Origin of the sequence: Buttiauxella agrestis (assembly GCF_900446255.1) — a bacterium.
In the GTDB taxonomy this organism is placed as follows: Bacteria; Pseudomonadota; Gammaproteobacteria; order Enterobacterales; family Enterobacteriaceae; genus Buttiauxella; species Buttiauxella agrestis.
Genome location: NZ_UIGI01000001.1, coordinates 4068610 through 4082699, shown reverse-complemented (window position 1 = coordinate 4082699; position 14090 = coordinate 4068610). Strand labels below are relative to the sequence as shown.

10 protein-coding genes are annotated in these 14090 nt (G+C 51.0%); 6 read left to right on the top strand and 4 right to left on the bottom strand.

Features of this window, described 5'->3' with window-relative positions; translation table 11 throughout:
• Nucleotides 1-119 precede the first annotated feature (119 nt).
• Nucleotides 120-1010 (bottom strand): carboxylating nicotinate-nucleotide diphosphorylase, encoded by an 891-nt coding sequence (nadC, locus tag DY231_RS19235; RefSeq protein ID WP_034493395.1) that lies wholly within the window; start codon nt 1008-1010, stop codon nt 120-122.
• 82 nt (nt 1011-1092) lie between these two features.
• On the opposite strand from nadC, the gene ampD reads away from it, so the two are divergent.
• Together ampD and ampE are read left to right on the top strand one after the other, a co-directional pair.
• On the top strand, nt 1093-1656 hold the full coding sequence (gene ampD, locus DY231_RS19230; protein WP_115630819.1) for a 1,6-anhydro-N-acetylmuramyl-L-alanine amidase AmpD: 564 nt from the start codon (nt 1093-1095) through the stop codon (nt 1654-1656).
• Nucleotides 1653-2507: a beta-lactamase regulator AmpE gene (ampE, locus tag DY231_RS19225; protein ID WP_115630817.1), complete on the top strand. Its 855-nt coding sequence runs from the start codon at nt 1653-1655 to the stop codon at nt 2505-2507. Before ampD ends, ampE begins: the two co-directional genes overlap by 4 nt.
• A gap of 18 nt (nt 2508-2525) precedes the next feature.
• Here ampE and DY231_RS19220 read toward each other — a convergent pair whose 3' ends face one another.
• From DY231_RS19220 to aroP, 3 genes are all read right to left on the bottom strand, one after another.
• Nucleotides 2526-3482: a glycoside hydrolase family 43 protein gene (locus DY231_RS19220; protein ID WP_115630815.1), complete on the bottom strand. Its 957-nt coding sequence runs from the start codon at nt 3480-3482 to the stop codon at nt 2526-2528.
• Nucleotides 3483-3491: 9 nt separating this feature from the next.
• Complete coding sequence (locus tag DY231_RS19215; protein WP_115630813.1) at nt 3492-4892, bottom strand: glycoside-pentoside-hexuronide (GPH):cation symporter; 1401 nt, start codon at nt 4890-4892, stop codon at nt 3492-3494.
• A 177-nt stretch (nt 4893-5069) separates the two neighbouring features.
• Entirely contained in the window at nt 5070-6428 is a 1359-nt protein-coding gene (aroP, locus tag DY231_RS19210; protein WP_034493406.1) for an aromatic amino acid transporter AroP, read from the bottom strand.
• 582 nt (nt 6429-7010) lie between these two features.
• Here aroP and pdhR point away from each other — a divergent pair.
• From pdhR to lpdA, 4 genes are all read left to right on the top strand, one after another.
• Nucleotides 7011-7775 (top strand): pyruvate dehydrogenase complex transcriptional repressor PdhR, encoded by a 765-nt coding sequence (pdhR, locus tag DY231_RS19205; RefSeq protein ID WP_034493407.1) that lies wholly within the window; start codon nt 7011-7013, stop codon nt 7773-7775.
• A 149-nt stretch (nt 7776-7924) separates the two neighbouring features.
• Entirely contained in the window at nt 7925-10588 is a 2664-nt protein-coding gene (aceE, locus tag DY231_RS19200; RefSeq protein ID WP_115630811.1) for a pyruvate dehydrogenase (acetyl-transferring), homodimeric type, read from the top strand.
• A gap of 15 nt (nt 10589-10603) precedes the next feature.
• Nucleotides 10604-12490 (top strand): pyruvate dehydrogenase complex dihydrolipoyllysine-residue acetyltransferase, encoded by a 1887-nt coding sequence (gene aceF / locus DY231_RS19195; RefSeq protein ID WP_115630809.1) that lies wholly within the window; start codon nt 10604-10606, stop codon nt 12488-12490.
• A 153-nt stretch (nt 12491-12643) separates the two neighbouring features.
• The gene (gene lpdA, locus DY231_RS19190; RefSeq protein ID WP_172588710.1) at nt 12644-14068 is read left to right on the top strand and encodes a dihydrolipoyl dehydrogenase; all 1425 of its coding nucleotides are present in this window, start codon (nt 12644-12646) and stop codon (nt 14066-14068) included.
• Nucleotides 14069-14090: the final 22 nt, after the last annotated feature.

Here is a 14090-nt window from a genome sequence, read left to right as displayed (position 1 = left end):
TCAGGAAGCAGGGTTCCAGGGGTTTTAATGGGTTTGCAGAAAGTCACAAAGAAAATGCGAGCAGTGACGAAAGAAGAAGAAAAAGGCAGAGGTTTTTTTCGTCCTCTGCCTATCAGGAATTAGCGGAAACGCATGGAGAGATCGAGTGCGCGGATATGCTTGGTCAGCGCGCCAACCGAGATAAAGTCGACGCCAGTTTCGGCAAATTTACGGATAGTTTCTTTGGTGACGTTACCGGAAACTTCCAGTTGCGCTTTACCTTGAGTGATAGCAACAGCCTGGCGCATATCCTGAACGGTGAAGTTATCGAGCATGATAATGTCAGCCCCGGCGTGCAGCGCTTGTTCCAGCTCCTCCAGCGATTCAACTTCGACTTCCACAGGAACATCTGGATGGAACCAGAAAGCCTTTTCTACTGCCTGGCGTATAGAGCCGGAAGAGATGATGTGGTTTTCTTTAATCAGGAATGCATCTGATAGCCCGAGGCGGTGGTTGCTTCCGCCACCGCACAATACGGCGTATTTCAATGCAGTACGCAGCCCCGGCAGTGTTTTTCGGGTATCAAGTAATTGCGTTTGGGTTCCTGCCAGCAAGTCGACATAAGTGCGTACTTCACTGGCAACGCCCGAAAGTGTTTGCACGAAATTCAATGCAGTACGCTCGCCGGTTAACAGCACGCGTGACGGGCCGGTCAATTCAAAAAGTGGCTGATCGGCAGTCACTGTCTGGCCATCTTCCACGTGCCAGACAACTTTTACGTCGCCTCCTAACTGAGTAAAGACCTCTTCAACCCAGCGCTTACCGCAGAAAACGCCATCTTCACGGGTGATTACCACGGCATGAGAACGATGTTCAGCATCCAGCAATTGCGCGGTTATATCGTTATTGGGGTCAACATCACCACCAAGATCTTCGCGCAGTGCCTGGGAAACGGCTTCTGGAATATCAAGGTTAATACGCTCGAGAAGCTCGTCACGTCGGCGGTCAGGGTTGTAACGGCGAGGTGGCATGATAAAACTCCGAAATGGCTTAGTTAATGTCGAAACATGCTACATTGATGCGACCTCAAGTACCACTCTAAGGAGACCGCGAATGCAGCTAAAAAACGGCTGGCTGGTGGGTGTAAAGCACGTTCCTTCCCCACATTTCGATTGCCGACCGGAGGATGAAACACCTTCGCTGCTGGTGGTGCATAACATCAGTCTGCCACCTGGTGAATTTGGTGGGCCATGGATTGATGCGTTGTTTACCGGAACACTGGACGCTGAAGCTCATCCGTACTTCGCGGGTATCGCACATCTGCGAGTTTCAGCGCATTGTCTTATTCGCCGTGATGGTGAAATCGTGCAGTATGTTCCTTTCGATAAGCGAGCTTGGCATGCTGGTGTTTCTTTGTACCAGGGGCGCGAGCGCTGCAACGATTTTTCCATTGGTATTGAGCTGGAGGGCACCGATACGCTGCCCTATACTGATAAACAATATCAACAGCTTACCGCGATTGCTGATACCCTGGTTCACGCCTGGCCGGCAATTGCTGATCATATGACGGGACATTGTGATATTGCACCGGAGCGTAAAACTGACCCTGGTCCTGCATTTGACTGGGCGCGTTTTCGCCATTCGGTCGAGGTAACGTCAAATAAGGAGATGAAATGACGCTGTTTACATTGCTGCTGGTGATGATTTGGGAGCGGCTGTTCAAGCTTGGCGAACACTGGCAGTTAGATCACCGTCTGGAAGCGCTTTTTCGGCGGGTAAAACACTTTTCGTTGATGCGCACAATCCTGATGACCGCTGTGTGTATGCTGGTGGTTTTCCTGTGCATCCGTGCGCTTCAGGGCCTGTTCTTTAATGTCCCGTTGTTAGTTTTCTGGATTGCGCTTGGCGTATTGTGTATTGGCGCAGGCCAGGTACGTCTGCATTACCATGCTTATTTGCAGGCAGCGAGTCATGACGACAGCCACGCACGCGACGCGATGGCGAGCGAACTGACGCTTATTCACGGGATCCCACCAGATTGCGACGAACGTGAATATCTGAAGGAACTGCAAAACGCGCTGCTGTGGATTAACTTCCGTTTTTATCTGGCTCCGCTTTTTTGGTTTATTGTCGGCGGTGTGTGGGGGCCGGTCACGCTGGCGGGCTATGCTTTCTTACGCGCGTGGCAAACCTGGCTTGCTCGCCACCATTCCCCGCAAGAACGTTTGCACTCAGGGATTGATGCCATTTTGCATATTCTGGACTGGATCCCGGTACGCCTGTTTGGCGTTGCGTATGCGTTACTTGGCCACGGTGAAAGAGCGCTACCCGCATGGTTTGCTTCACTGGCGGACAGGCATACCTCGCAGTATCAGGTATTAACGCAACTGGCTCAGTATTCACTCGCCCGCGAACCGCATCTCGATAAAATCAAAACGCCGAAAGCCGCAGTTTCGATGGCGAAGAAAACGTCATTGGTGATTTTGGTGGTGGTGGCCTTGCTGACTATTTACGGCACTCTGGTATAGCCCAGAGCGCCGCGTAAGTTAGCGATTATCAGCAGGCGGTATGCCAAACACTGGCATACCGTTTTCATCCCATTCGATTGTTTTCAGGCGCGTATGGCGATTCGGGTCATACAGCGGATCGCCTTCAATCTCGGTGTAATTCCGGGCGTGATACACCAGCACATCTTTCCCGTCTTTGGTTTGGGTAAAGCTGTTATGGCCCGGCCCAAACTGCTTGTTTTCGTAGCTGGTGACAAACACTGGCTGCGGTGATTTATGCCAGTTTTCAGCCTGAGTCGGGTCAGCTTTCAGGTCTATCCACAACAGGCCAATACAGTAATTTTCGTCGGTGGCGCTGGCTGAATAGCTGACAAACAGTTTATCGCCGTGAACCACAACAGCCGGACCTTCATTAACCAGAAATCCTCTGCATTCCCAGTCCAGCTCGGGCTTACTCAACATCACCGGCGTGCCTTTGATAGCCCACGGCGTTTCCAGTTCGGCCAGATAGATATTCGAATTACCGGCAATGTCGGGGTCTTTCTGCGCCCATAAATACCACTGCTTGCCCTGATGATTGAAGGTTGTGGCATCTAGACAGAAGCTGTCGAACTGCGTTTTCACCTGGCCTTTTTCTGCCCATTTCCCGGTGAGCGGGTCTGCGTCCTCACATTCCAGGGCAAACATCCGGTGCTGGAACATATTGAGACTGTCCAGCTCTTGCGTATGGGTCGCGGCAAAATAGATGTACCACTTGCCGTTGATATGATGCAGTTCCGGCGCCCAAATCAGTTTACTCATGGGGCCGCTTTCTGGCTTGCGCCACACCACGGAGGGTTGCGCATTGGGCAACTCATTCAACGTTGGCGCGTAGCGAATCTCAAGCCTGTCGTATTCCGGCACAGACGCAATAAAGTAGTAACCATCGCCGTGCTGCAAAATAAACGGGTCAGCGCGTTGCTCAATAAAGGGATTAGGCCATTGCTCCTGGTTCATAACGCTTCCTTAAAGTTTGGCTTCAACAGGTTTGCTGTCGTGATATTCATTCAATTCGCGGTAGTTGATGCGACGCTTTTCCAGGTCTGCCTGAATACGCTGCATCATTTCGCGGTCAACTTTTAACAGACGCACTACGCCTGCGGTAATCAGGTACCCAACGCCTGGGATGATGGTAAACAACATCACAATACCGTTAATTGATTCAGGGCTTTGTTGTTTCGCGCCCGCATCGTAACCGTACCAGGAAAGCAGGAAACCGACCATGGCTCCGGCAATCGCCAGCCCTAATTTCAGGAAGAATAAGTTCCCCGAGAAGCTGATACCGGTGATGCGTTTCCCGGTTTTCCACTCGCCGTAGTCATCAACGTCAGCCATCAGCGACCAGTGCAGCGGCGACGGGATTTGGTGCAGGATATTGAGCAGGAAGTACATCACCACAATCAGTGTGGTGGCGTGCGGGTCGAGGAAGTAGAAACCGCTGGAGAAAATCGCCAGGACGATGTTGGTCCAGAAGAACACTTTCAGTTTGCAGATGCGGTCAGTCAGGACTTTCGCCAGCATACTGCCGCCCATCATGCCAACCACGCCAAGGCTAATAAACAAGGTGGCGAAGCTGGTGCTTTGGCCCATTACCCAGGTGACGTAGTACATGGTTGCCGCCATGCGGATAAAACCAGGGCAGACATTGCACAGCGTCAGAAGCAGGATGCGCACCCACTGGTCGTTTTTCCACACATCTTTGAGGTCAGCTTTCAGGTCATCATTGCTCGGTACCGCCGGGCGAACACGTTCTCTGACGGTGGAGAAACAGAACAGGAACATGCACATTCCGAGCACCGCCAGAATGCCCATCGCCATCTGATAGCCTTTGGCTTTATCACCGCCGCCGAACCAGTCAACCATCGGCAACAGGGAAAGCGAAAGAATCAACGTCGCAATGCCAACCATGACAAAGCGATACGACTGGCAGGCCACGCGTTCTTTCGGATCGTTGGTAATCACGCTTCCCAGTGAGCAATAGGGAATGTTGATTGCGGTATAGGTTAATGAAAGCAGGAAGTAAGTGACAAACGCATAGATAACTTTGCTGCTGTAAGCCCAGTCAGGCGTGGTAAACATCAGGTAACTGAAGAAGGCAAAGGGTGCCGCCATCCACAAAATCCATGGACGAAAACGCCCCCATCGGGTCTGAGTTCTGTCAGCAATCGCACCCATAATAGGGTCGGTTATCGCATCAATCACTCTGATGGAAAGTAACATAACTCCCACTAGTGCTGGGGCGAGCCCAAAAATGTCGGTATAAAAATAGTTAACAAACAACATAATGGCGCCGAAGATGATGTTGCACCCGGCGTCACCCATTCCGTAGCCAATCTTTTCTTTAATAGATAATTTGCCGCTTTCCATTGGAAATGCTCCTGACCAGTATATGGACAAGAGTATTGGCAGAATAAGTCGGAATTGCACAGCAGAGAACCGTCACAGAGATGGACGATCCTGCCATCGAGGGTGAAATGTGAGGCAGATAACAAAGCGCCCCGATGAGCGAAGGCTCGATCGGGGCGCTTTTAGCAGAAGAGAGAATTACGCTTTAACGCTTTTCAGGTTTTTCTGTTTGATGAAATAACCAATGCCGAGGATCACAACCCAAACCGGAATTAGCCATACGGAGATGGCCATGCCTGGGGTGATTGCCATGATAACCAGCACCGCCGCCATAAACAGCAGGCAAAGGTAGTTACCCATCGGGTAGAACAGCGCTGGGAAGCGAGTCTTCACACCTTGTTGCTGTTTTGCACGACGGAACTTGATGTGCGCAAGGCTAATCATCGCCCAGTTAATCACCAGTGCAGAGACAACCAGCGCCATCAGCAAACCAAAGGCTTCTGCGGGTGCCAGATAGTTGATCAGTACACACAGTGCGGTGAAGAGCGCAGAAACCAGGATGGTGTTAACCGGCACGCCACGCTTATCGACTTTCTGGAATGCTTTCGGCGCATTGCCTTGCTGAGCCAGACCAAACAGCATACGGCTGTTGCAGTAAACACAGCTGTTATAAACGGACAGTGCGGCGGTCAGCACGACCACGTTGAGCGCGTTTGCGACAAAAGTATCACCCAGTTCGTGGAAGATCAGTACGAACGGGCTGGTATCAGCGGTAACGCGAGTCCACGGCATCAGAGACAGCAGAACTGCCAGGGAGCCCACATAGAAAATCAGAATACGGTAGATAACCTGATTGGTCGCTTTAGGGATACTGACCTGCGGGTTATCGGCTTCGGCAGCAGTAATCCCCACCAGTTCAAGTCCACCGAAGGAGAACATGATAATTGCCATCATCATCACCAGCCCGGTCCAGCCATGTGGCAAGAACCCGCCTTGTTCCCAAAGGTTACGCACAGTCGCCTGCGGGCCAGCATGGCCGCCAAACAGCAACCAGGCACCAAACACAATCATGGCAACAACAGCGATGACTTTAATAATGGCGAACCAAAACTCCATCTCACCAAACACTTTTACGTTAGTCAGGTTGATGGCGTTGATCACGACAAAGAAAACAGCAGCAGAAGCCCAGGTTGGGATTTCCGGATACCAGAATTGAATGTATTTACCGACGGCGGTTAATTCTGCCATGGCAACTAATACATACAGCACCCAGTAGTTCCAGCCAGAAGCGAAACCGGCGAAACCGCCCCAATATTTGTAAGCAAAGTGGCTAAATGAACCTGCCACAGGCTCTTCAACGACCATTTCGCCTAACTGACGCATGATCAAGAAGGCAATAAAGCCTGCAATCGCGTAACCAAGAATAATCCCTGGTCCGGCGGACTGGATAACAGACGCACTGCCAAGAAACAGGCCTGTCCCAATTGCTCCACCCAGCGCGATGAGCTGTATATGGCGGTTTTTAAGGCCGCGTTTAAGCGTGTCGCCTTGTTCCATCGTTTAACCTCATGTGGTCATATTCAGGGCGCTGAACGCGCCTCTGTAAGTTTGTGATTCCGTAATGTGTAGTCTTTATTTTACGGTTTTTAATTCCAGTATTTTGCAAACCAGACTTCCGCAGCGCAAAGAATAGTGGTAAGCGCCAGTGTTTGCACCTGCTTTCTATTCTTGTCGTGACGAGTTGAATAAAAAGAAATCAATCGTCAGATCGATCACGTTATTTATTTCGCGTGTTATTTCTTCAATTTAAGCGAGAACGTTGAATTAATATTCATATTTTAAACTGATGAATCGGTTCAATTTGCAAGAAAAGGCACTTTTTGCTGTTTCGTAAAAGTTAAATGCGTCTGCATGTGAGTAAATGTGACATTTGTGCAAGGTTACAACTTTGAAACGTCATTTCTGTAATGTTGTTAAAATGTGCCGGGTTTAATGATTTCAATCAAAACCAATATGGACAGAAGGTGAATACTTTGTTACTTTAGCGTCAAGAATGTGAAATTGGTCATACCAATTGACTTTGCCCGAATAATTTCAAGTTTGAAGGGCATAAGCGCTAATGGCAGAAACAGGGAACACATGGCCTACAGCAAAATCCGCCAACCAAAATTATCCGATGTGATTGAGCAGCAGTTGGAGTTTCTCATCCTCGAGGGAACCTTGCGTCCCGGCGAAAAACTCCCACCAGAACGCGAATTGGCGAAACAATTCGACGTTTCTCGTCCTTCACTGCGCGAGGCCATTCAGCGTCTCGAAGCGAAAGGACTCCTGCTTCGTCGTCAGGGCGGCGGTACTTTTGTCCAGAACAGTCTTTGGCAAAGTTTAAGCGACCCGCTGGTCGAACTGCTGTCTGACCATCCTGAATCCCAGTTTGATCTGCTCGAAACCCGCCACGCACTTGAAGGTATCGCGGCGTATTACGCGGCATTGCGTGGTACGGACGAAGATCTCAAACGTATTGGCGACTGCCATTTTGCTATTCAACAAGCACAAGAATCTGGTGACCTGGACGCTGAGTCCGATGCGGTTATGCAGTACCAAATCGCCGTGACGGAAGCCGCCCACAACGTTGTGCTACTACACTTGTTGCGCTGCATGTCACCGATGCTCGAACAAAACGTTCGTCAGAATTTTGAATTGCTCTATGCGCGCCGTGAAATGCTGGCGCAAGTGAGCAGCCATCGCGCCAGCATTTTTGCGGCGATTATGGCTCGCCAGCCGGAGCAGGCGCGCGAAGCGTCGCACCGTCACCTGGCATTTATCGAAGAAATATTGCTGGATCGCAGCCGCGAACAGAGTCGTCGAGAACGTTCTCTGCGGCGCTTACAGCAACGTAAGGAATAAGAGTCTGAAATTTCAGGTTCTCAAAAGCGCCAATTTTTAGAGCGCGGCAACTAAACGCAGAACCTGTCTTATTGTGTTTTTCCAAGGAAAGCACAATGGGACAGGTTCCAGATAATCAACGTATTAGACACAGATAAGGAATACCACCCATGTCAGAACGTTTCCCAAATGACGTGGATCCGATCGAAACTCGCGACTGGCAACAGGCGATCGAATCGGTCATCCGTGAAGAAGGTGTTGAGCGCGCACAGTACCTGATTGATCAGTTACTGAGCGAAGCCCGTAAAGGTGGAGTTAAAATCGCAGCAGGTTCTGCAGCCCGCCAGTACGTAAACTCCATCGCCGTTGAAGATGAACCGGAATACCCGGGGAATCTGGAGCTGGAACGCCGTATTCGTTCTGCTATCCGTTGGAACGCCATCATGACCGTCCTGCGTGCGTCTAAAAAAGACCTCGATCTGGGCGGCCATATGTCCTCTTTCCAGTCTTCTGCAACCGTGTATGACGTGTGTTTCAACCACTTCTTCCGCGCACGCAATGCGAAAGATGGCGGCGATCTGGTGTACTTCCAGGGCCACATCTCCCCAGGCGTTTACGCACGAGCTTTCCTTGAAGGCCGCCTGACTGAAGACCAGATGAACAATTTCCGTCAGGAAGTTCACGGTAATGGTCTGTCCTCATATCCGCACCCGAAATTGATGCCTGAATTCTGGCAGTTCCCGACCGTATCTATGGGTCTGGGTCCAATTGGTGCAATCTATCAGGCTAAATTCCAGAAATACCTGGAACACCGTGGTCTGAAAGACACCTCCGCACAGCGTGTTTACGCGTTCCTGGGCGACGGTGAAATGGATGAGCCAGAATCTAAAGGTGCGATCACCATCGCAACTCGTGAAAAACTGGACAACCTGTGCTTCATCATCAACTGTAACTTGCAGCGTCTTGATGGCCCAGTAACCGGTAACGGCAAAATCATTAACGAACTGGAAGGTATCTTCGCGGGTGCTGGCTGGAACGTGATTAAAGTGATTTGGGGCTCTCGTTGGGACGAACTGCTGCGTAAAGATACCAGCGGCAAACTGTTGCAACTGATGGGCGAAACCGTTGACGGTGACTACCAGACCTTCAAATCCAAAAACGGTGCATACGTTCGTGAGCACTTCTTCGGTCGTTATCCAGAAACTGCTGCACTGGTTAAAGATATGTCCGACGATGAGATTTGGGCACTGAACCGTGGCGGCCACGATCCGAAGAAAATCTACGCTGCACTGCGAAATGCACAAGAAACCAAAGGCAAAGCAACTGTCATCCTGGCGCATACCGTTAAAGGTTATGGCATGGGTGAAACTGCCGAAGGTAAAAACATCGCGCACCAGGTTAAGAAAATGAACATGGACGGCGTGCGTTATGTCCGCGACCGTTTCAATGTGCCTGTTGCTGATGCTGATATCGAAAAACTGCCATACATTAAGTTCGAAGAAGGCAGCGAAGAGTACAAATATCTGCATGGTCAGCGCGAAAAACTGAACGGCTACCTGCCGACTCGTCTGCCTAAATTCACCGAGAAACTGGAACTGCCAACGCTTGCAGACTTCAGCTCTCTGTTAGAAGAGCAGAACAAAGAAATCTCCACCACTATCGCTTTCGTTCGTGCCCTGAACGTAATGCTGAAGAACCCGTCTATTAAAGACCGTCTGGTTCCAATCATTGCCGATGAAGCGCGTACTTTCGGTATGGAAGGTCTGTTCCGTCAGATTGGTATTTACAGCCCGAACGGCCAGCAGTACACCCCGCAGGACCGTGAGCAGGTTGCATACTATAAAGAAGACGAGAAAGGCCAGATCCTGCAAGAAGGTATCAACGAGCTGGGCGCAGGTTCTTCCTGGCTGGCTGCTGCGACCTCTTACAGCACCAACGATCTGCCAATGATCCCGTTCTACATCTACTACTCTATGTTCGGTTTCCAGCGTATCGGCGACCTGTGCTGGGCAGCGGGTGACCAACAGGCGCGTGGCTTCCTGGTCGGCGGGACTTCCGGTCGTACCACACTGAACGGTGAAGGTCTGCAGCACGAAGATGGCCATAGCCATATTCAGTCTCTGACTATCCCTAACTGTATCTCTTATGATCCATCTTACGCTTACGAAGTTGCAGTCATCATGCATGACGGCCTGGTGCGTATGTACGGTGAAGCGCAAGAGAACATTTACTACTACATCACTACGCTGAACGAAAACTACCACATGCCAGCCATGCCAGAAGGCGCGGAAGAAGGCATCCGTAAAGGTATCTACAAACTGGAAACAGTTGAAGGTAGCAAAGGTAAAGTTCAGCTGATGGGCTCCGGTTCTATCCTGCGTCACGTACGTGAAGCAGCACAGATCCTGGCTAAAGATTACGGTGTTGGCTCTGATGTATTCAGCGTAACGTCCTTCACTGAACTGGCGCGTGATGGCCAGGATTGTGAGCGCTGGAACATGCTGCACCCAACTGAAGAACCACGTGTACCGTACGTTGCTCAGGTATTGAGCGATGCACCAGCAGTGGCATCTACTGACTATATGAAACTGTTCGCTGAGCAGATCCGTAACTTCATCCCGGCAAGTGATTACCGCGTACTGGGTACTGATGGCTTCGGTCGTTCAGACAGCCGCGAAAACCTGCGTCACCACTTCGAAGTGGACGCATCTTATGTGGTTGTTGCAGCACTTGGCGAACTGGCTAAACGTGGCGAAATCGATAAGAAAGTGGTGGCAGACGCTATCACCAAATTCAACATCGATGCAGATAAAGTTAACCCGCGTCTGGCATAAGAGGTAAAGAATAAAATGGCTATCGAAATCAAGGTACCGGACATCGGTACAGACGAAGTTGAAGTGACCGAAATCATGGTGAAAGTGGGCGACAAGGTTGAAGTTGACCAGTCCATCATCTCCGTGGAAGGTGACAAGGCTTCAATGGAAGTCCCTTCTCCGCAAGCAGGCGTGGTCAAAGAGATCAAAGTTGCGGTTGGTGACAAAGTTGAAACCGGCAAACTGGTTATGATTTTCGAATCCGCCGAAGGTGCAGCGCAAGCTGCACCAGCTCCGGCTGAAGAGAAGAAAGAAGCAGCGCCAGCGGCCGCTCCGGCAGCCGCTGCGGCTAAAGAAGTGAACGTGCCAGACATCGGCGGTGATGAAGTTGAAGTCACTGAGATCATGGTTAAAGTGGGCGACAAAGTAGAAGCAGAGCAATCGCTCATCACCGTTGAAGGTGACAAAGCTTCTATGGAAGTCCCGGCACCGTTCGCAGGCGTTGTGAAAGAAATCAAAATCAACACGGGCGACAAAGTGTCTACCGGTTCTCTGATTATGGTCTTCGAAGTAGCGGGTGCGGCACCGGCTGCAACAGAAACTAAAGCTGAAGCGGCTCCGGCTGCTGCACCAGCGGCATCTGGCTCAAAAGAAGTTAACGTGCCAGACATCGGCGGTGACGAAGTTGAAGTGACTGAAGTGATGGTTAAAGTGGGCGACAAAGTTGCCGCTGAACAGTCACTGATCACCGTGGAAGGCGACAAAGCCTCTATGGAAGTCCCGGCTCCGTTCGCAGGCGTTGTAAAAGAAATCAAAATCAACACGGGCGACAAAGTGTCTACCGGTTCTCTGATTATGGTCTTTGAAGTGGAAGGCGCTGCACCAGCAGCTCCTGCCGCTAAGCAAGAAGCAGCAGCTCCGGCTCCTGCGGCTGCGGCGCAAAAACCAGCAGCAGCGCAAGCTCAGGCTTCCGGCAAAACTGAATTCGCTGAAAACGACGCATACGTTCACGCCACCCCACTGATTCGCCGTCTGGCGCGTGAGTTCGGTGTGAACCTGGCGAAAGTGAAAGGGACTGGCCGTAAAGGTCGTATCCTGCGCGAAGACGTTCAGGCTTACGTGAAAGATGCTGTTAAGCGTGCAGAATCTGCACCGGCTGCGGCAACGGGCGGCGGTCTGCCTGGCATGCTGCCATGGCCGAAAGTTGACTTCAGCAAGTTTGGTGAAATCGAAGAAGTTGAACTGGGCCGTATCCAGAAAATCTCTGGTGCGAACCTGAGCCGTAACTGGGTAATGATCCCGCACGTTACGCACTTCGACAAAACAGATATCACCGATCTGGAAGCGTTCCGTAAACAGCAGAATGACGAAGCAGCCAAGCGCAAGCTGGACGTGAAGTTCACTCCTGTGGTGTTCATCATGAAAGCGGTAGCGGCTGCTCTTGAGCAAATGCCTCGCTTCAACAGCTCCTTGTCAGAAGACGGCCAGAAGCTGACGCTGAAGAAATACATCAACATCGGTGTGGCGGTTGATACGCCAAACGGCCTGGTTGTTCCTGTCTTTAAAGACGTGAACAAGAAGAGCATCTCTGAGCTGTCCCGTGAACTGATGGCTATTTCTAAGAAAGCTCGCGATGGCAAGCTGACTGCTGGCGAAATGCAGGGCGGTTGCTTCACTATCTCTAGCCTGGGCGGTATCGGGACGACTCACTTCGCGCCAATCGTTAATGCGCCAGAAGTGGCCATCCTGGGTGTCTCCAAGTCTGCTATCGAGCCGGTCTGGAATGGTAAAGAGTTCACTCCGCGTCTGATGATGCCGATGTCTCTTTCCTTCGACCACCGCGTGATTGACGGTGCTGATGGTGCGCGCTTTATCACCATCATCAACAACACGCTGGCCGATATTCGCCGCCTGGTGATGTAAGCCAAAAAGCCGACCCTTCGGTCGGCTTTTTTCTGGTAATCTCGTGATGTAGTTCGAGATTATCTGATGCAAAGGACAATTCGCTTGCCGTTTTTGTTTCAAAATTGTTAACAATTTTGTAGACTGCAGGCGGAGAATAATAAAGAGGTCATGATGAGTACTGAAATCAAAACTCAGGTCGTCGTACTTGGGGCAGGCCCGGCAGGTTACTCTGCTGCTTTCCGTTGCGCTGATTTAGGTCTGGAGACCGTCATTGTAGAACGTTACAGCACCCTCGGTGGTGTTTGTCTGAACGTTGGCTGTATCCCTTCTAAAGCCCTGCTGCACGTTGCCAAAGTTATCGAAGAAGCGAAGGCACTGGCTGAGCACGGTATTGTTTTCGGCGAACCGAAAACTGACATCGACAAAATCCGTACCTGGAAAGAAAAGGTTATCAACCAGTTGACTGGTGGCCTGTCTGGTATGGCGAAAGGTCGTAAAGTTAAAGTGGTGACTGGCTTGGGTAAATTTACCGGCGCTAACACCCTGGTTGTTGAAGGCGAAAATGGTCCAACGACTATCACTTTCGACAACGCAATTATCGCGGCGGGTTCTCGTCCGATTCAGCTGCCATTCATTCCGCATGAAGATCCACGCGTATGGGATTCTACCGACGCACTGGAACTGAAAGCCGTACCAAAACGCATGCTGGTTATGGGTGGCGGTATCATCGGTCTGGAAATGGGTACGGTGTACCATGCGCTGGGTTCAGAGATTGACGTGGTTGAAATGTTCGACCAGGTTATCCCGGCTGCCGACAAAGACGTTGTTAAAGTCTTCACCAAGCGTATCAGCAAGCAATTCAACCTGATGCTGGAAACCAAAGTGACTGCGGTTGAAGCCAAAGAAGATGGCATCTACGTCACCATGGAAGGCAAAAAAGCCCCAGCTGAACCACAGCGTTACGACGCGGTTCTGGTGGCAATCGGCCGCGTACCTAACGGTAAGCTGCTGGATGCAGGCGCTGCTGGTGTTGAAGTTGACGATCGTGGCTTCATTCGTACCGACAAGCAAATGCGCACTAACGTGCCGCACATCTATGCTATCGGTGACATCGTGGGCCAGCCAATGCTTGCTCACAAAGGTGTTCACGAAGGTCACGTTGCCGCTGAAGTTATCGCCGGCATGAAGCACTACTTCGACCCGAAAGTGATTCCTTCAATCGCTTATACCGAACCAGAAGTTGCATGGGTAGGTCTGACCGAGAAAGAAGCGAAAGAAAAAGGCATCAGCTACGAAACAGCCACCTTCCCGTGGGCTGCTTCTGGCCGTGCTATCGCTTCCGATTGCGCAGACGGTATGACAAAACTGATCTTCGACAAAGAAACTCACCGTGTTATCGGTGGTGCGATTGTCGGGACTAACGGCGGCGAGCTGTTGGGTGAAATCGGTCTGGCTATCGAAATGGGTTGTGACGCTGAAGACATCGCGCTTACCATCCACGCGCACCCGACTCTGCACGAGTCTGTAGGTCTGGCTGCTGAGATCTTTGAAGGTAGCATCACCGACCTGCCAAACCCGAAAGCGAAAAAGAAGTAATCGCCTGATGGTAAAAAAAACC